The organism is Salmonella enterica subsp. diarizonae, from assembly GCF_008692785.1.
Lineage (GTDB): Bacteria > Pseudomonadota > Gammaproteobacteria > Enterobacterales > Enterobacteriaceae > Salmonella > Salmonella diarizonae.
The window spans coordinates 262,985-280,625 of sequence record NZ_VXJV01000003.1 but is presented as its reverse complement, the minus strand read 5'-3'; the positions used below and the strand labels follow the sequence as shown (position 1 = coordinate 280,625).

The window sequence follows — 17,641 nt, the reverse complement described above, 5'->3', positions numbered from 1 at the left end:
AATAGCGCTTGACTCTGGAGTCGACTCCAGAGTGTATCCTCCGGTTAATGAGAAAATTATCATCAACCGGAGGACGTTATGTCGACCCCTGATTCCGATGGCAAAAAAGTCCCGCCCTTTTCATCCTTCAGATTAGCCCCGGCGATACAGAAGGCCGATAGCTGCTGCTGTGAAGAACATTGTGCGACCAGCGCGCCTGTTTCTATTGCCGCGGCAGGCACGCGCTATACCTGGAAAATCTCAGGCATGGACTGCGCCGCCTGCGCCCGAAAAGTGGAGAATGCGGTACGCCAAATTCGCGGCGTCAACCAGGCGCAAGTGCTGTTCGCCACCGAAAAGTTAGTGGTCGATGCCGACGCCGACCTCCGCACGCAAATTGAACGCGCCGTACAGAAGGCGGGTTATACCTTGCGTAGCGAAGATTCACGCGACGCAACGCCTGAATCTCGTCTTAAAGAGAACCTGCCGCTTATTACGCTGATCATTATGATGGCGATAAGCTGGGGGCTGGAGCAATTTAACCACCCGTTCGGCCAACTAGCCTTTATCGCCACTACCCTGGTCGGCCTGTATCCTATTGCCCGCCAGGCGCTGCGGCTGATGAAAAGCGGCAGTTGGTTCGCTATTGAAACGCTGATGAGCATCGCCGCCATTGGTGCGTTGTTTATTGGCGCAACGGCGGAGGCGGCAATGGTATTGCTGCTGTTCCTCATCGGCGAGCGCCTGGAAGGATGGGCCGCCAGCCGCGCCCGTAAAGGCGTCAGCGCATTAATGGCGCTTAAACCGGAAACGGCTACCCGTCTGCGCCACGGCGTGCGGGAAGAGGTCGCTATTAATACCCTGCGACCGGGCGATGTTATCGAAGTCGCCGCCGGAGGGCGTTTACCCGCCGACGGTAAACTGATCTCCGGTTTCGCCAGCTTTGATGAAAGCGCGCTCACCGGCGAGTCCATCCCTGTGGAGCGCGCAACGGGCGAAAAAATCCCGGCAGGCGCGACCAGCGTTGACCGTCTCGTCACCCTGGAGGTGTTATCTGAACCTGGCGCCAGCGCGATTGACCGTATCCTGACGCTGATTGAAGAGGCGGAAGAGCGCCGTGCGCCCATTGAGCGGTTTATTGACCGTTTCAGCCGCATCTATACGCCAGTCATTATGGTCATCGCGCTGCTGGTGACGCTTATTCCACCACTGATGTTCGATGGCGGCTGGCAGGAGTGGATTTATAAAGGGCTGACGCTGCTGCTAATCGGTTGCCCATGCGCGCTGGTGATCTCCACGCCCGCGGCCATTACCTCCGGGCTGGCGGCGGCGGCACGGCGCGGCGCATTGATTAAAGGCGGCGCAGCGCTGGAGCAACTGGGCCGTATCACGCAGATCGCCTTTGATAAAACCGGTACGTTGACCGTCGGTAAACCACGGGTGACGGCGATTCATCCGGCAAGTGGTATCAGCGAAGCTGAACTGTTAGCACTGGCGGCAGCCGTAGAACAAGGCGCTACGCACCCGTTGGCGCAGGCTATTGTCCGCGAAGCGCAGACACGCGATCTGGCGATCCCAACGGCGGAATCGCAGCGAACACTGGCCGGCACCGGGATTGAAGCGCAGGTTAACGGCGAACGTATTCTGATTTGCGCGGCGGGAAAACAGCCTGCGGCAGCGTTTGCCGGGCAAATTAGCGAACTGGAAAACGTCGGGCAGACGGTGGTTCTGGTGCTGCGTAACGAGATCGCTCTTGGCGTCCTCGCCCTCCAGGATACGTTGCGTGACGATGCGCGCGACGCCATCCGCGAACTGCATCAGTTAGGCGTTAACGGCGTGATTCTGACCGGCGATAACCCGCGGGCGGCGGCAGCGATTGCCGGCGAGCTGGATCTGGCGTTTAAAGCCGGGCTACTGCCAGAAGACAAGGTGCAGGCAGTCACCGCCCTTAACCAACAAGCGCCGCTGGCAATGGTGGGTGACGGCATTAACGATGCGCCCGCAATGAAAGCTGCCAGTATCGGGATCGCGATGGGCAGCGGTACTGACGTCGCGCTGGAAACGGCCGACGCCGCCCTTACTCATAACCGCCTGCGCGGGTTAGCGCAGATGATTACTCTGGCGCGCGCTACCCACGCGAATATCCGGCAGAACATTACCCTTGCTCTGGGGCTGAAAGCCATTTTCCTGGTGACGACGCTACTTGGTTTTACCGGGCTATGGCTGGCAATCCTGGCGGATACGGGAGCCACAGTACTGGTGACCGCCAACGCGCTACGTTTGCTGCGTAAAAAATAATCGTCTCCCGCCCGGCGGCGTCGTGTCCGCCGGGTTATCCCGCGGTATTCCTTTCTTTGCGTATATTATTCACGCGAAAATTATTTATTTTTTATTACTTATCAAACCATTAATCAGAAATAGCGTGATTTGATGTAAGGTTAATTTTTACCCAACCGATATTGATCATACCGTCTACAAAATAAGGAATGTTAGGCACTATGAAAAATATCAAAGTTATCACCGGCGTTATCGCGACGCTGGGCATATTTAGCGCCTTATTGCTGGTAACAGGAATACTGTTTTATTCCGCCGTCAGCAGCGATCGACTGAATTTCCAGAATGCGAGCGCATTAAGTTACCAACAACAGGAACTGGGCGGCAGTTTTCAGACATTGATTGAAACCCGCGTCACCATTAACCGCGTGGCGATACGCATGTTAAAAAATCAGCGCGATCCCGCCTCGCTGGACGCCATGAACACGCTGTTAACCAACGCTGGCGCGTCACTCAACGAAGCGGAAAAACATTTCAACAACTACGCGAACTCCGAAGCGATCGCAGGCAAAGATCCGGCATTAGATGTCCAGGCAGAAGCCAGCTTTAAGCAGATGTATGACGTTTTGCAGCAGTCTATCCGCTATCTTAAAGCCGATAATTACGCCGCTTATGGCAACCTTGACGCCCAAAAAGCGCAGGATGACATGGAACAGGTATATAATCAGTGGCTCTCTCAAAATGCGCAATTAATAAAATTAGCCAGCGATCAGAATCAGAGCAGTTTTACCCAGATGCAATGGACGCTGGGGATGATTCTGCTTATCGTGCTCGTCGTGCTGGCGTTTATCTGGCAGGGGCTTCAACGCGTTCTACTACGCCCGCTGCAACGGATTATGGCGCACATTCAAACTATCGCCGACGGCGATCTCACCCATGAGATAGAGGCCGAAGGACGCAGTGAAATGGGCCAACTGGCCGCCGGTCTCAAAACGATGCAGCAGTCGTTAATCCGTACCGTCAGCGCGGTGCGCGATAACGCGGACTCTATCTATACTGGCGCAGGCGAAATTTCCGCAGGCAGCAGCGACCTCTCTTCCCGAACCGAACAGCAGGCCTCGGCACTGGAGGAGACCGCCGCCAGCATGGAACAGTTAACCGCCACGGTACGACAAAACTCCGATAACGCACGACAGGCGACCGGTCTGGCGAAAACAGCATCAGAAACCGCGCGTAAAGGAGGACGCGTGGTGGATAACGTAGTGCACACCATGAATGATATCGCCGAAAGTTCGGAAAAAATCGTGGACATCACCAGCGTGATTGACGGTATCGCCTTCCAGACCAATATCCTGGCGTTAAACGCCGCGGTAGAAGCAGCCCGCGCCGGCGAACAGGGGCGAGGATTCGCGGTCGTGGCCGGAGAGGTACGCACGCTGGCCAGCCGTAGCGCGCAGGCCGCCAAAGAGATCAAAGTGTTGATTGAAAACTCCGTGTCGCGCATTGATACCGGCTCTACGCAGGTACGCGAAGCTGGAGAAACCATGAAAGAGATCGTCACCGCCGTGACCCGCGTGACCGATATTATGGGCGAAATCGCCTCTGCCTCCGATGAGCAAAGCAAAGGCATTGAGCAGGTGGCGCAGGCGGTATCGGAAATGGACAGCGTGACGCAGCAAAACGCCTCACTGGTAGAGGAGTCCGCAGCGGCGGCGGCGGCGCTGGAAGATCAGGCTAACGAACTTCGTCAGGCGGTCGCCGTGTTCCGCATCCAGAAACAGCCTCGTCGGGAGGCGCCGCCGACGCCGTTAAGCAAAGGCTTAACGCCACAACCCGCCGCAGAACAGGCGAGCTGGGAAAGCTTCTAATCAGCATGCTATCTGCCGTACGGTTAATGCGCTTTACGCAGTAAATAGCGGTACGGCAAACCCTCCGTCTCTTGCGCCAGCAGATCGTGTTCCATAAAGGTACAGAACCCAGGAATATCACGCGTCGTCGCCGGATCGTCGGCGATAATCAGCAATGTTTCGCCAGTTTGCATGTTGCGCACCGTTTTGCGCACCATCATTACCGGTTCAGGACAACGCAGCCCCAGGGCGTCAAGCGTATGGTCAGGGGAGGAAAACAGATCGCTCATCTTTGTCTCAATCGTAAAAAAACGGCGATATTTTACGCCCATCTTCGTCAGTAAGCCAGGCAGGTTAACGATTGCGTGAAAATTAGCCATTGCAATGCCAGCGCAAAACAGTATTATGCGGCGGTTCTTTATTGGGTTCCCTCACCCCATCCAACAAAAAGGTCACAATATGACTCCGTTTACACAATCACAGCGCATAAAAGCGTTGTTCTGGCTATCGCTATTCCATTTACTGGTAATCATTTCCAGTAACTATCTGGTGCAGCTCCCCATCACTATTTTTGGTTTCCACACCACCTGGGGCGCGTTTAGTTTTCCTTTTATTTTTCTCGCCACCGATCTTACCGTGCGTATTTTTGGCGCACCGCTGGCGCGCCGCATTATCTTCGCCGTCATGCTCCCCGCGCTGCTGGTGTCGTATGTGGTGTCATCGCTGTTCTATATGGGCGTCTGGCAAGGTTTCGCCGCGTTGGCGAACTTTAATCTGTTTGTCGCCCGTATCGCCGCCGCCAGCTTTATGGCCTACGCGCTGGGACAGATCCTTGATGTCCATGTGTTTAACCGTCTGCGCCAAAATCGCCGCTGGTGGCTGGCGCCGACCGCCTCAACGCTGTTTGGCAATATCAGCGATACTCTTGCCTTTTTCTTTATTGCGTTCTGGCGAAGCCCCGATGCCTTTATGGCCGAGCACTGGATGGAAATTGCGCTGGTGGACTATTGCTTCAAGGTGCTCATCAGCATTATTTTCTTCCTGCCGATGTACGGCGTTTTACTGAATATGTTGCTGAAAAGGCTGGCAGATAAATCTGAAATTTCCCCATTACCGGCAAGTTAAAGGTTCGTTTTCTGAGTTGTGATAAGATGAGCGAATGAGCCGTTATGGCTGTTTATCGAAAGGAAGAAGTCAATGCGCAATTTGGTTAAATATGCCGGTATTGGCCTGCTGGTTATGGGGCTTGCGGCCTGTGATAACAACGATACAAAAGCACCGGCAGAAGGTGCCGCCGCAGAAAGTCAGGCCTCCGGGCAGCCCGTCAGCCTGATGGATGGCAAACTCAGTTTCTCACTGCCGGCGGATATGACCGATCAGAGCGGTAAGCTGGGCACCCAGGCCAATAATATGCACGTTTATTCTGACCCAACGGGCCAGAAAGCGGTGATTGTCATCGTCGGCGATAATACCGATGAACCGCTGTCGGTGCTGGCGAACCGCCTGCTCGAGCAACAGCGTAGCCGCGACCCTCAGCTTCAGGTAGTCACCAATAAGTCTATTGAGCTCAAAGGCCATACGTTGCAACAACTGGACAGTATTATCTCCGCGAAGGGACAGACGGCGTATTCTTCCATCGTGCTGGGCAAAGTGGATAACCAATTGCTGACGATTCAGGTCACACTGCCTGCGGACAATCAGCAAAAAGCGCAAACCACGGCTGAAAACATCATCAATACGTTGGTTATTCAGTAACCTTTACGACGATGATGCGGCCTCCGGCAGTGCAGACGGAGGCCGTTTTTTTAAGCGCCAGGTAAGCAATAGCGCCATCGCTACCAGCCCGGCCGCCACCAGATAGATCACCGGCACGCCCGCCCAGGTCATCACCAGCCCCGCCAGCGGCCCGGTAATCCCCAAAGATAGATCCATAAATACGGTGTAAGTCGCCAGCGCCGCGCCCTGGTTCTGCGGCGGCACCGCTTTGACGGCCACCACGCCCAGCGCCGGAAAGACCAGAGAAAACCCCATACCGGTGAGCAAAACGCCGATTTTCGCCATCCACGGCATGGCTGCCGTCCCAACCAGTAACAGACCAATAATCTCCACGCCAAAGCAGATCATCGCAACATTCAACCCGCCCAAGCGATTGATGCCGTTAGGGAACAGCAAACGCGTACCGACAAACGCGATGCTAAATAACGTGAGCGCAAAGGCGGCGCCATCCCAGTCTTTAGCATCATAAAATAAGGTAATAAACGTCGCGATAACGCCAAACCCTGCCGATGCCAGGGACAACGCCATACCATACAGCCAGACACGCCCCAGCACCGCGCGAAACGGCAGCGGTTTGCCTTTGTTCGCCTTCACCGACGGACGTGGAAGCGCTAACAGTACCGCCAACAGCGCTACGCCCATCACCGTTAGCGCCAGTCCCTGTAACCCGCCCCAGGCATAACACAGCACGCCCAGCGGCGCGCCCATCGCCATTGCGCCGTAGGTGACGATACCGTTCCAGGAGATGACCCGACCAATATGCAACGACCCAACGACGCCGACGCCCCACAGTGTCGAACCGGTGCCGGCAAAACTTTGTCCAATCCCCAAAATCACGCGACCAAGCCCCAGTAGCAACAAACTGATCATGGGCCAGTTGTCGGCGATATCCGCCAGCAGGTAGCCGAGTCCGCTTAAAAAACAACCGAACAAGCCAAAGACAACGATTTTTTTCGGCCCTAATACATCCGCATACCGCCCGGCATGGGGACGGCTTAACAGAGTGGCGAAGTATTGCAGGCTGATAATAAGCCCCGCCCAGAACGCGCTGAATCCCATCGCATCATGCACATAGCCGGGCAAGACGGCGAGTGGCAGGCCGATAGTCAGGTAGCTGGCAAAGTTAAACATCACAATGGAGACGATACGCAGATTGAGGCGCAATCCATTTAGCGCCGGTTCAGCGACGGGTTCGGGCATGAGTATCACCGCATTTTTACATCATGTTTTCATTTCTATCATGGCGCGCGGTGAAAATCAGTAGTGAGATTCAGATTATCGGTATCAGGTCAGCCGCTACACTTAGAAAAAACACAACAAGGAAAACTTCATGGTAACCGCTCAGCCCGACAAAACGGGTATGCATATTCTGCTGAAACTGGCCTCCCTGGTCGTCATTCTCGCCGGGATTCATGCCGCGGCGGATATTATTGTACAACTCTTGCTGGCGCTCTTTTTCGCCATCGTTCTTAATCCTTTAGTGACCTGGTTTATTCGCCGGGGCGTGAAGCGACCGCTGGCGATTACTATCGTGGTGGTCGTCATGCTGATTGTGCTTACCGCGCTGGTGGGCGTGCTTGCCGCATCGCTTAATGAATTTATCGCCATGCTGCCTAAATACAGTAAGGAACTGACGCGTAAAGTCTTACACCTTCAGGAGTTAATGCCCTTTCTGAATTTACATATGTCGCCGGAACGTATGCTCCGCGGGATGGATTCCGATAAAATTATGCTCTTCACCACGACATTAATGACCGGTGTATCGGGCGCGATGGCAAGCATTGTGCTGCTGGTGATGACCGTGGTTTTTATGCTGTTTGAGGTACGCCATGTGCCTTATAAATTACGTTTTGCGCTTAACAATCCACAAATCCATATTGCCGGCCTGCACCGCGCCCTGAAAGGCGTCTCGCATTATCTGGCGCTGAAAACGCTGCTCAGTCTGTGGACGGGCGCGATTATCTGGCTGGGGCTGGCGTTAATGGATATTCAGTTTGCGCTAATGTGGGGCGTACTGGCCTTTTTGCTTAATTACGTTCCTAATATCGGCTCGGTGATTTCCGCCGTTCCGCCCATGATTCAGGCGCTGTTATTTAACGGCTTTTACGAATGCGTACTGGTCGGCGCGCTCTTTTTGGTGGTCCATATGGTGATTGGCAACATTATGGAGCCACGCATGATGGGTCATCGTCTGGGAATGTCCACGCTGGTGGTATTTCTCTCGTTACTGGTCTGGGGATGGCTATTAGGCCCGGTAGGGATGCTATTGTCCGTTCCCTTGACCAGCGTTTGCAAAATCTGGATGGAAACCACTAAAGGCGGCAGCAAACTGGCAATCTTACTGGGGCCAGGCCGACCGAAAAGCCGTTTACCGGGATGAGGCGACAGATGCTACAATCACCTCCTCTTTATATGCAACGTTGGTCCTGATATGTACCAGATCGTTCTGGGAAAAGTGTCCACATTAAGCGCAGGTCAATTGCCCGACGCGTTAATCGCCCAGGCGCCGCAGGGCGTTCGCCGGGCAAGCTGGCTGGCCGGGCGCGTGCTGCTTTCCCGTGCGCTCTCGCCGCTACCGGAGATGGTGTATGGCGAACAGGGCAAACCAGCTTTTTCCGCCGGAACGCCGCTGTGGTTTAACCTCAGCCATAGCGGCGACACTATTGCTCTGTTGCTTAGCGATGAAGGTGAAGTCGGCTGCGATATTGAAGTGATTCGTCCGCGCGATAACTGGCGTTCGCTGGCAAATGCGGTATTCAGTCTCGGCGAACATGCTGAAATGGAAGCGGAACGTCCGGAGCGACAACTGGCGGCATTCTGGCGTATCTGGACGCGTAAAGAAGCCATCGTGAAACAACGCGGCGGCAGCGCCTGGCAAATCGTCAGCGTGGACAGCACATTGCCCTTTGCGTTGTCGGTCAGCCAGTGTCAGCTCGATACGCTCAGCCTGGCAGTCTGCACCCCCACGCCTTTTACGCTGACTTCGCAGACGATAACGAAAGCGCAATGACACATTAATTTTTCCCTCTGGCGCCGGACGTGTGTTACAAAATGCGGAGCTTTCCATGCGCCGACGCGCCATACCAAAAGGTTTAAGTCAGATGCAACGTGTCACCATCACCCTCGATGACGATTTACTGGAAACGCTGGACAGCCTGAGCCAGCGACGCGGCTATAATAACCGCTCCGAAGCGATCCGCGATATTCTGCGCGGCGCTCTGGCGCAGGAGGTCACCCAGGAACACGGTACGCAGGGTTTCGCGGTACTTTCGTATGTTTATGAACATGAGAAACGGGATTTAGCCAGCCGCATCGTCTCCACCCAGCATCATCATCATGATTTATCCGTCGCCACGCTGCACGTCCATATCAACCACGATGACTGTCTGGAGATCGCCGTTCTGAAAGGCGATATGGGCGACGTACAGCATTTTGCCGATGATGTTATCTCCCAGCGCGGCGTGCGCCACGGCCACTTACAGTGTTTGCCGAAAGAAGACTAACGCCTCAGCGCCTTGCCGGGAGCGCTTCGCTTGCCCGGCCTACGTCCGCACGTCTGTAGGCCGGATAAGAGAGTTATGCCATCGTGCCAATCGTTTTTCTGAAGCGTAATAGCGCTATCAGGAAGAACACGCCGCCTATCGCCAGCAGGGTCAGGAACTGCGGCCAGACGATACTCAAACCTGCGCCGCGATAAAGAATGGCCTGGGCAAGGCTGACAAAATGTGTCGTTGGCATGGTCAGCATAATATCCTGCACCGCCTGCGGCATACTTTCGCGCGGCGTGGAGCCGCCGGAAAGCATTTGTAGCGGCAACAGCACCAGAATCATTAATAACCCTAGTTGCGGCATCGAACGGGCGACAGTGCCCATAAAAATCCCTATTGAAGTGGTGGCGAACAGGCTCAGCGCCACGCCCAACATAAACAATGGGATCGATCCTTCAATCGGTACGCCAAGTACGCCTTTCACCATCAGCATCAAAGACAAACCGGAAACCACCAGCACGACCAACCCCATTGACCATACCTTCGCCATCATGATCTCAAAGGGCGTAACCGGCATCACCAACAGATGCTCAACCGTGCCGTGTTCTCGCTCGCGGATCAGCGCCGATCCGGTCAGCACTATCGCCAGCATGGTAATGTTGTTGATAATCGCCATCACGCCGCCAAACCACGCCGGGTCCAGATTCGGGTTAAAGCGCATCCGAATCTCCAGCGACACAGGCTGGACGCTATTATCCCGATAGCGCGCCACAAAGCTGTTGACCTCGCCGCTAATAATATTCTGGATATAACTGTTGCCGGTAAACGCCTGGCTCATGCGCGTCGCATCGACGTTAACCTGAATATCAGGCTGACGTCCGGCCAGCACATCACGCTGGAAATTCGGCGGAATATTAACCGCGAAGGTATAGCGTCCGGCATCCAGTCCGGCATCCATTTCCGTTGCCGTAATCATCTCCGGCGGCAGAAACCACGGGCGGTAAAAACTATTCACAATACGGTTCGACAACTGCGACTGATCCATATCGGCGATGGCGATAGGGGCAAGATGCAACGAACCGGGCAGGACGGTAGCGGAGGAGTAAACCGAAATCGTAAAGGCGAAGACGATCAGCGCCAGCATCGCTTTGTCGCCCAGCAGACTGCGCAGTTCTTTGACGCCGAGGTTATAAATATTACGTAATCCGCGCATTACCCCTCCTGTTTTTTCAGCAGCAGAATGCTCAGACCCATTACCACCGGGACAGCAATCAGTAGCGGCATAAATAAGGGCCAAAGATCGGACAGATCCAGTGCTTTGGAAAACGTCCCACGCGCGATCGTCAGAAAATGGCTGGTCGGGTAGATCTCGCCGATCCATCTTCCCGGCCCCTCCAGCGAGGCTACCGGATCGATCATGCCGGAAAATTGTGTTGCCGGAATGAGGGTAATAATCGACGTCCCAAAAATAGCGGCAATTTGGCTCTTCATAAAAGTGGAGATCAGCAGCCCCAGACCGGTGGCGATGATGACGTAAAGCAGCGCCGCCAGGGTAAGCGTGAGAAAGCTGCCTTTCAGCGGCACGCCGAATACAAAGACCGACAGCGCGCACAGTAACAAGAAGTTCAGCATACCCAGCGCGATATACGGCAGTTGTTTACCCAGCAAAAATTCGCTGCGCGTCGTCGGCGTTACGTACAGATTAATCATCGACCCCAGCTCTTTCTCCCGCACCACGCTCAGGGCGCTAAGCATTGACGGGATCATCATGAGCAGCAGCGGAATGACCGCCGGAACGATAGCGGGCAGGCTTTTCACATCCGGATTATAGCGATAGCGCGTTTCAATGTTGAGCAGCCCGGCCTGTTTAACCGGGTTCGGCTGACGGCTAGCCGCTTCCTGCAGCCAGCTTTGGTGCATCGCCTGAACGTACCCCTTCACCGTCTCGGCGCGGCTGGGCATGGCGCCATCCACCCAGACGCCAATCTGCGCTGGCGTACCGCGAGCAATATCGCGGCCAAAATTAGGCGGGATCTCAATGGCTACCGCCAGCTCTCCCGCACGCATCCGCCGGTCAAGCTCGTCATAGCTGGCGAGCGGCGGCTGTTCGATAAAGTAGCGGGACCCTGCCAGATTGAGCGACCACGCCTGGCTACTGACGGTTTGATCGCGATCGAGTACGGCAAAACGCAGGTTTTCCACGTCCATACTGATGCCATAGCCCATAATCAGCATCAGAATTACCGTTCCCAGCAGCGCCAGCGTCGAGCGTACCGGATCACGGCGTAGCTCCAGCGCTTCGCGGCGACTGTAGCTGAACAAACGCCGGAAGCTCAATCCCTGCCGCGACGGTTTATCTGACGCGGCGGGCATCTGGGATGGCGGTATTGTGGTTTCAGGTGTCGCTCCCGCGGCTTCCTGTAGCCAGGAAATAAACGCCGCTTCCAGATTGGCCGCGCCTCGCTGTTGCACCAGTTCTTGCGGCGTCCCGCTGGCGAGCACTTTACCGGCGTGCATTAACGACATCCGGTCGCAGCGCTCCGCTTCGTTCATAAAATGGGTCGAGATAAAAATCGTCACCTTATCCTGACGCGAAAGATCGACCATAAGCTGCCAGAACATATCCCTGGCGACCGGATCAACGCCGGACGTTGGCTCATCAAGAATCAGCATTTCCGGGCGATGGATCACCGCTACCGCCAGCGATAAACGCTGGCGGATACCGAGCGGCAACGACGCGGGGAGCGTATCTTCCACCTCCGTTAGCATAAAGCGTTCGCTCATCTGCGCGACACGCGCCGGGATCTCCGCTGGCGGAATATGAAACAGGCGGGCATGAAGTTCCAGATTCTGCCGCACGGTGAGTTCGTTATAGAGCGAAAAAGCCTGCGACATATATCCGACCCGGCGACGGGTGTCGATGTCATTCGGGTCCACCGGCTGACCAAATAGCCAGGCCTGGCCTTCGCTGGCGGGAAGCAGACCAGTCAGCATTTTCATGGTGGTCGATTTGCCGCAACCGTTCGAACCGAGGAAGCCAAAAATCTCGCCGCGCGGAATGCGGAAATTAACATGGTCAACCGCGACGAAATGACCGAAACGCATGGTCAGATCCCGCGCTTCAATCGCAATCTCTTGTTGCTCAGCGCGGTAAGGCGGGATTACCACCGGCTTATGCGCCTGGCGCTGCGCTTCTGGCAACAGGGCGATAAACGCCTGTTCCAGCGTCGCGCTATGGGTTTTTTCCCGCAGTTGCTGCGCGCTGCCGGTTGCCAGTATCTCGCCCGCATTCATCGCCACCAGCCAGTCAAAACGCTCCGCCTCTTCCATATAGGCCGTTGCGACCAACACGCTCATATTGGTCTGCCGTTGGCGGATACTGTCGATTAAGTCCCAGAACTGGGCGCGGGAAAGCGGGTCCACGCCGGTGGTAGGCTCATCAAGAATCAGTAATTCCGGGTCATGAATCAGCGCACAGCACAGCCCCAGCTTTTGTTTCATCCCACCGGACAGCTTCCCGGCAGGCCGGTCACGAAACGGCGCCAGGCCGGTACTGTTCAGCAGCTCGGTAATACGCGCTTCGCGTTCAGCTTTGTCATGGCCAAAGAGACGAGCGAAAAAATCGACGTTCTCATAGACCGATAGCGTGTGATAAAGGTTTTTCCCCAGTCCCTGCGGCATCCAGGCGATGCGCGGACAGACGTCGCGGCGATGTTTCGCATTGCGCATATCACCGCCCAGGACGATAACGTTCCCTTGTTCAATCACCCGCGCGCCAGAAATCAGCGACAGTAGACTCGACTTACCCACCCCGTCCGGACCAATCAGCCCGACCATACGACGGGCGGGAATGTCCAGCGTGATATTGTTCAGCGCGACCGTTTTTCCGTAATGCTGGCTCACCCCCTCAAGCTGCGCCACGGGAGGAACAGGCACCAGCGTCAGCGACGTCATTGCGACAACCTCACGCTTAGAGAGTCAGGCCAGGGCACGCGCTCGTCCAGACGGACCCAGGCCATTCCCGGCAAACCGGTTTTGACATATTCCAGATGCTGTCGCAACAGCTCTGGCGGAATACGCGCCTTCACCCGGAACATCAGCTTCAACCGTTCATCGTGGGTTTCCACAGTTTTGGGGGTGAACTGCGCCACGCTGGCGACAAAACTGATCGTTGCCGGTATACGGAGATCGGGCGCGGCATCAAGCACCAGACGCGCTTCGCCGCCGATCTTCAACAACCCCGCCTGTTCGGTCGGCAGGAAAAATGTCATATAAACATCGCTGAGATCGACCATGTTCAACACCCGGCCGCCAGCCGATAACACTTCGCCCGGCTCAGCAACGCGGTACTGCACGCGCCCGTCGCGCGGCGCTTTTAATTCGCTGTCGTCAATGTCGGCGACAATACGCCGCTCGGTCGCCTGCGCCGCCTCCACGCGTGTTTGCGCCTGGATAATATTGGTGTGCGCCGCCTCAATCGCCGCTTTTGCCGCCGATACCTGCGCTTTGGCGGACTCCAGGGCGGCGCGCGCGCTTTCCGCCGCCGCGCGATCGTCATCTAACTGTTGTACAGATACCGCGCCACGCTGCGACAGCGAACGGGAACGCACGTGACGTTTAGAGACAGAATCCAGCTCAGCTTCCCGCTGTTTGACGACCGCCTGCGCGGCGCGCATTTCACTCTGGCGTTGCTCCAGCAAGGCGCGGGCGGCGGCAACCGCGCTCTCGGCCTCTTTAATCTGCGCTATCGCCTCCAGCCGCTGCTCCTGCAATACGCGAGTGTCCATTTTCGCCAGTACCTCGCCCTGACGAACGAACTGCCCTTCATTCACCCGTATCGTCTCAATACGACCAGCGATTTTGGTGGCGATATCGACTTCCGTCGCTTCTATTCTGCCGTTGCTGGCGGCAAACCCTTCCGGCACGCCCGCAGGACGTAGCATCCACCCTACGACGCCGGCAATAACCACCAGGATGCCTGCAATCCACCACACCAGATGGCGCTTCATTTTGTCCATAATCGACCCGCCGTAATCCCTGTTGTCCAACAATGCGTGTCACAAAGTCCGCCAGACGCGCGTTCAGCGGAGGTTTTCATCCGGGATATGAATGAAAAAGAAAAAGGGGCCAGACGACGAATAGTCGCCGATGAAGCGCTCGCCGTCAAAGGGAGTGAATGATGTAGGTACCCGAAAAAGAGGGAGTAATGTTGTCATCATCAGCGTTCCTGGCCGTAAATGAAACACGCATACTCATAACTGCTATAAATCGATACTAACACCTCTGTCCGGGATGTCTATTCGCTTATTGTTTGTAATGGTACTTATCATTTTGCTGCCAAATCCTGCGCGCAGGCCCAGGCGCTCGACCAGGCCCACTGGAAGTTATAGCCGCCCAACCAGCCGGTGACGTCCATCACTTCGCCGATAAAATAGAGACCCGGCACGCGGCGCGCTTCCATGGTCCGCGATGACAGTTCGTTTGTATCCACGCCGCCCAGCGTCACTTCCGCTGTCCGATAGCCTTCGGTGCCATTGGGCTGCACTTGCCAGGCAGTAAGCATGTCAACCAGCGCCTGCTGGTCACGGACGTTCAACTGCCTGAGCGATACATCCGGGATCTGCCCCAACTGTTGTAAACACTCTACCAACCGTTTCGGCAGATGCATCGCCAGCGTGTTCTTCAGACTCTGGTTCGGGTGCGCGTTACGCTGTTCATTGAGAACGTCATCCAGCGAGAGGTCCGGCAATAAATTAATGCTCACCAATTCGCCCGGTTGCCAGTAGCTCGAAATCTGTAAAACGGCGGGTCCGGACAGCCCACGATGGGTAAAAAGCAGGTTTTCCCGAAATACCGTGCCATTGCGGGCGGTAATCACGCAGGGAACAGATACGCCAGACAGCGTCTGGAGCTGTTCTAACAGCGGCTTATGTAGCGTAAAGGGCACCAGCCCGGCGCGAGTAGGCAACACCTTGAGACCAAACTGTTCGGCGATTTTATAGCCAAACGGCGATGCGCCAAGGCCCGGCATCGACAGGCCGCCGCTGGCGATCACCAGCTTTTGCGTAACGACCGTCTCGCCGTTCAACGCCAGCACGAAACCCGACTCATCACGTGCGACACTCAATACCTCGCTACGCAGGCGCAGCGTTACGCCACCTTTGTCGCACTCGGCAACCAGCATATCGACAATGCGTTGAGCGGAATCATCGCAAAAAAGCTGTCCCAGCGTTTTCTCATGCCAGGCTATCCCGTATCTGCCGACCAGATCGATAAAGTCCCACTGTGTATAACGGGCTAACGCTGATTTGCAAAAATGGGGGTTCTGGCTCAAATATGCAGCAGGCTCAACATAAAGATTAGTAAAGTTGCAGCGCCCACCGCCGGACATGAGGATTTTACGTCCTGGCTTCTTGCCATTATCGATGAGCAGCACGCGGCTACCCGCCTGTCCTGCCTGCGCTGCGCAAAACATGCCCGCTGCGCCAGCGCCTATAATAACGGCATCAAACCTTTCCACGTGACTTTCCTCTCTCAAATTCGGGCGGGAATTGTAAAGTTTCCTCAGTGGTCGCACCAGCGCGAAAAGCGCCTGAAAATGGTATTTGTCTGAAATATATAAGATAATTCTTTAGTGGCATAAAACAAAGCACGAAGCACATCAAAAAAAGTCTATATTTCACTTTGCCCGCGCCGCCAAAGTCACTGATAATGCGCCGCGTTCATGTCCTCAAGATGGCGTAACGTCCTATGCTACATTTGTTTGCTGGCCTGGATTTACATACCGGGCTTTTATTATTGCTTGCTCTGGCTTTTGTGCTGTTCTACGAAGCGATTAACGGCTTCCATGATACAGCCAATGCAGTCGCAACCGTGATTTACACCCGCGCGATGCGTTCGCAGCTGGCGGTTATCATGGCGGCGGTGTTTAACTTTTTTGGCGTTCTGCTGGGGGGTCTCAGCGTGGCGTATGCCATTGTGCATATGCTGCCAACGGATCTCCTGCTCAACATGGGTTCCGCGCACGGCCTCGCCATGGTCTTTTCCATGTTGCTGGCGGCGATTATCTGGAACCTCGGTACCTGGTATTTCGGGTTGCCTGCTTCCAGTTCCCACACGCTGATTGGCGCGATTATCGGCATCGGTTTAACCAATGCGATGATGACCGGCACGTCAGTGGTGGATGCGCTTAACATCCCGAAAGTTATCAATATTTTCGGCTCGCTCATCATCTCCCCTATTGTCGGTCTGGTGTTCGCTGGCGGTCTGATTTTCTTGCTGCGTCGCTACTGGAGCGGCACTAAGAAACGCGCCCGTATCCACCTGACGCCAGCCGAGCGTGAAAAGAAAGACGGCAAGAAAAAGCCGCCGTTCTGGACGCGTATCGCGCTGATTCTCTCAGCTATCGGCGTGGCGTTTTCGCATGGCGCGAACGATGGTCAAAAAGGCATTGGCCTGGTCATGCTGGTGCTGATTGGCGTCGCGCCTGCGGGTTTCGTGGTTAATATGAATGCCTCCAGCTACGAAATCACCCGTACGCGCGATGCTATCAACAATGTCGAAACGTACTTTGAGCAGCGTCCTGACCTGCTGAAAGCCGTCACCGGCGTTGACCAACTGATTCCGTCTCCGGAACCGGGCGCGACTGAACCGGCTGAATTCCACTGCCATCCGGCTAACACCATTAACGCGCTTAACCGTGCGAAAGGGATGCTGGCAAACGTGGAAAGCTACGACAAGTTAAGCGTTGAACAGCGTAGTCAGTTGCGTCGCATTATGCTGTGCATCTCCGACACGACCGACAAAGTCGTGAAATTGCCTGGCGTAAGCAGCGATGACCAGCGTCTGCTGAAAAAGCTGAAGACCGATATGTTAAGTACCATTGAGTATGCGCCGGTGTGGATCATCATGGCGGTGGCGTTGGCGCTGGGTATTGGTACGATGATAGGCTGGCGTCGCGTGGCGACCACTATCGGCGAGAAAATTGGTAAAAAAGGCATGACGTATGCGCAGGGGATGTCGGCGCAGATGACGGCGGCAGTCTCTATCGGTCTTGCCAGCTACACCGGTATGCCAGTTTCTACCACTCACGTACTCTCCTCTTCAGTGGCGGGAACCATGGTCGTTGATGGCGGCGGGTTGCAGCGTAAAACCGTGACCAGCATTCTGATGGCCTGGGTATTTACGTTACCGGCGGCGATTATTCTTTCCGGCGTGCTGTACTGGCTTTCCCTGAAAATTATTTAAGCCGACTGTGCCGGATGGCGTTATCGCTTA

15 protein-coding genes are annotated in these 17,641 nt (G+C 55.4%); 8 read left to right on the top strand and 7 right to left on the bottom strand.

What is annotated here, in order from left to right:
• Nucleotides 1–78: 78 nt before the first annotated feature.
• Both zntA and tcp read left to right on the top strand, forming a co-directional pair.
• Nucleotides 79–2,277: a Zn(II)/Cd(II)/Pb(II) translocating P-type ATPase ZntA gene (zntA, locus tag F4V72_RS08280; RefSeq protein ID WP_023247825.1), complete on the top strand. Its 2,199-nt coding sequence runs from the start codon at nt 79–81 to the stop codon at nt 2,275–2,277.
• A 200-nt stretch (nt 2,278–2,477) separates the two neighbouring features.
• A complete protein-coding gene (tcp, locus tag F4V72_RS08275) occupies nt 2,478–4,121 on the top strand; it encodes a methyl-accepting chemotaxis citrate transducer (RefSeq protein ID WP_023247824.1) in 1,644 nt (547 codons plus the stop codon).
• A gap of 23 nt (nt 4,122–4,144) precedes the next feature.
• Here the strand turns inward: tcp and tusA are convergent, their stop codons facing one another.
• The gene (gene tusA, locus F4V72_RS08270; RefSeq protein ID WP_001541054.1) at nt 4,145–4,390 is read right to left on the bottom strand and encodes a sulfurtransferase TusA; all 246 of its coding nucleotides are present in this window, start codon (nt 4,388–4,390) and stop codon (nt 4,145–4,147) included.
• Nucleotides 4,391–4,559: 169 nt separating this feature from the next.
• On the opposite strand from tusA, the gene F4V72_RS08265 reads away from it, so the two are divergent.
• Both F4V72_RS08265 and F4V72_RS08260 read left to right on the top strand, forming a co-directional pair.
• Entirely contained in the window at nt 4,560–5,225 is a 666-nt protein-coding gene (locus F4V72_RS08265) for a 7-cyano-7-deazaguanine/7-aminomethyl-7-deazaguanine transporter (protein WP_023247823.1), read from the top strand.
• A 72-nt stretch (nt 5,226–5,297) separates the two neighbouring features.
• A complete protein-coding gene (locus F4V72_RS08260) occupies nt 5,298–5,855 on the top strand; it encodes a DcrB family lipoprotein (protein ID WP_023247822.1) in 558 nt (185 codons plus the stop codon).
• A gap of 3 nt (nt 5,856–5,858) precedes the next feature.
• Here the strand turns inward: F4V72_RS08260 and F4V72_RS08255 are convergent, their stop codons facing one another.
• Nucleotides 5,859–7,076 (bottom strand): MFS transporter, encoded by a 1,218-nt coding sequence (locus F4V72_RS08255; protein WP_070803419.1) that lies wholly within the window; start codon nt 7,074–7,076, stop codon nt 5,859–5,861.
• Nucleotides 7,077–7,206: 130 nt separating this feature from the next.
• Here F4V72_RS08255 and F4V72_RS08250 point away from each other — a divergent pair, with 130 nt between their 5' ends.
• The 3 genes from F4V72_RS08250 (at nt 7,207) to nikR (ending at nt 9,379) form a co-directional block, all read left to right on the top strand.
• Entirely contained in the window at nt 7,207–8,256 is a 1,050-nt protein-coding gene (locus tag F4V72_RS08250; protein WP_023247820.1) for an AI-2E family transporter, read from the top strand.
• A gap of 51 nt (nt 8,257–8,307) precedes the next feature.
• Nucleotides 8,308–8,886, top strand: coding sequence for a 4'-phosphopantetheinyl transferase AcpT (gene acpT, locus F4V72_RS08245; RefSeq protein ID WP_053529869.1), 579 nt, complete (start codon nt 8,308–8,310; stop codon nt 8,884–8,886).
• A 91-nt stretch (nt 8,887–8,977) separates the two neighbouring features.
• The gene (gene nikR, locus F4V72_RS08240; protein WP_023247818.1) at nt 8,978–9,379 is read left to right on the top strand and encodes a nickel-responsive transcriptional regulator NikR; all 402 of its coding nucleotides are present in this window, start codon (nt 8,978–8,980) and stop codon (nt 9,377–9,379) included.
• Between the two features lie 73 nt (nt 9,380–9,452).
• On the opposite strand, the gene F4V72_RS08235 is transcribed toward nikR, so the two are convergent.
• The 5 genes from F4V72_RS08235 to F4V72_RS08220 all read right to left on the bottom strand — a co-directional run bounded on the left by F4V72_RS08235 (nt 9,453) and on the right by F4V72_RS08220 (nt 15,884).
• Complete coding sequence (locus tag F4V72_RS08235; protein WP_023247817.1) at nt 9,453–10,577, bottom strand: ABC transporter permease; 1,125 nt, start codon at nt 10,575–10,577, stop codon at nt 9,453–9,455.
• The gene (gene rbbA / locus F4V72_RS08230; protein ID WP_064055963.1) at nt 10,577–13,318 is read right to left on the bottom strand and encodes a ribosome-associated ATPase/putative transporter RbbA; all 2,742 of its coding nucleotides are present in this window, start codon (nt 13,316–13,318) and stop codon (nt 10,577–10,579) included. Before rbbA ends, F4V72_RS08235 begins: the two co-directional genes overlap by 1 nt.
• On the bottom strand, nt 13,315–14,382 hold the full coding sequence (locus F4V72_RS08225; protein WP_023247815.1) for an HlyD family secretion protein: 1,068 nt from the start codon (nt 14,380–14,382) through the stop codon (nt 13,315–13,317). The genes rbbA and F4V72_RS08225 overlap by 4 nt, the downstream gene beginning before the upstream one ends.
• Before the next feature lie 63 nt (nt 14,383–14,445).
• A complete protein-coding gene (locus tag F4V72_RS24115; RefSeq protein ID WP_154707684.1) occupies nt 14,446–14,583 on the bottom strand; it encodes a hypothetical protein in 138 nt (45 codons plus the stop codon).
• A 107-nt stretch (nt 14,584–14,690) separates the two neighbouring features.
• Nucleotides 14,691–15,884: an NAD(P)/FAD-dependent oxidoreductase gene (locus F4V72_RS08220; RefSeq protein ID WP_023247814.1), complete on the bottom strand. Its 1,194-nt coding sequence runs from the start codon at nt 15,882–15,884 to the stop codon at nt 14,691–14,693.
• Between the two features lie 230 nt (nt 15,885–16,114).
• On the opposite strand from F4V72_RS08220, the gene pitA reads away from it, so the two are divergent.
• Nucleotides 16,115–17,611 carry an inorganic phosphate transporter PitA gene (pitA, locus tag F4V72_RS08215; RefSeq protein WP_000902757.1) on the top strand — a complete coding sequence of 499 codons (1,497 nt, stop codon included), beginning with the start codon at nt 16,115–16,117 and terminating at the stop codon, nt 17,609–17,611.
• Nucleotides 17,612–17,641: the final 30 nt, after the last annotated feature.

Bases quoted from the DNA above. Each gene is read 5' to 3' on its own strand.
- tusA (WP_001541054.1), bottom strand. From the start codon at position 4,390: ATGAGCGATCTGTTTTCCTCCCCTGACCATACGCTTGACGCCCTGGGG.
- F4V72_RS24115 (WP_154707684.1), bottom strand. From the start codon at position 14,583: ATGATGACAACATTACTCCCTCTTTTTCGGGTACCTACATCATTCACT.
- rbbA (WP_064055963.1), bottom strand. From the start codon at position 13,318: ATGACGTCGCTGACGCTGGTGCCTGTTCCTCCCGTGGCGCAGCTTGAG.
- F4V72_RS08265 (WP_023247823.1), top strand. From the start codon at position 4,560: ATGACTCCGTTTACACAATCACAGCGCATAAAAGCGTTGTTCTGGCTA.
- F4V72_RS08235 (WP_023247817.1), bottom strand. From the start codon at position 10,577: ATGCGCGGATTACGTAATATTTATAACCTCGGCGTCAAAGAACTGCGC.
- zntA (WP_023247825.1), top strand. From the start codon at position 79: ATGTCGACCCCTGATTCCGATGGCAAAAAAGTCCCGCCCTTTTCATCC.
- nikR (WP_023247818.1), top strand. From the start codon at position 8,978: ATGCAACGTGTCACCATCACCCTCGATGACGATTTACTGGAAACGCTG.
- F4V72_RS08260 (WP_023247822.1), top strand. From the start codon at position 5,298: ATGCGCAATTTGGTTAAATATGCCGGTATTGGCCTGCTGGTTATGGGG.
- F4V72_RS08250 (WP_023247820.1), top strand. From the start codon at position 7,207: ATGGTAACCGCTCAGCCCGACAAAACGGGTATGCATATTCTGCTGAAA.
- acpT (WP_053529869.1), top strand. From the start codon at position 8,308: ATGTACCAGATCGTTCTGGGAAAAGTGTCCACATTAAGCGCAGGTCAA.
- F4V72_RS08255 (WP_070803419.1), bottom strand. From the start codon at position 7,076: ATGCCCGAACCCGTCGCTGAACCGGCGCTAAATGGATTGCGCCTCAAT.
- tcp (WP_023247824.1), top strand. From the start codon at position 2,478: ATGAAAAATATCAAAGTTATCACCGGCGTTATCGCGACGCTGGGCATA.
- pitA (WP_000902757.1), top strand. From the start codon at position 16,115: ATGCTACATTTGTTTGCTGGCCTGGATTTACATACCGGGCTTTTATTA.
- F4V72_RS08225 (WP_023247815.1), bottom strand. From the start codon at position 14,382: ATGGACAAAATGAAGCGCCATCTGGTGTGGTGGATTGCAGGCATCCTG.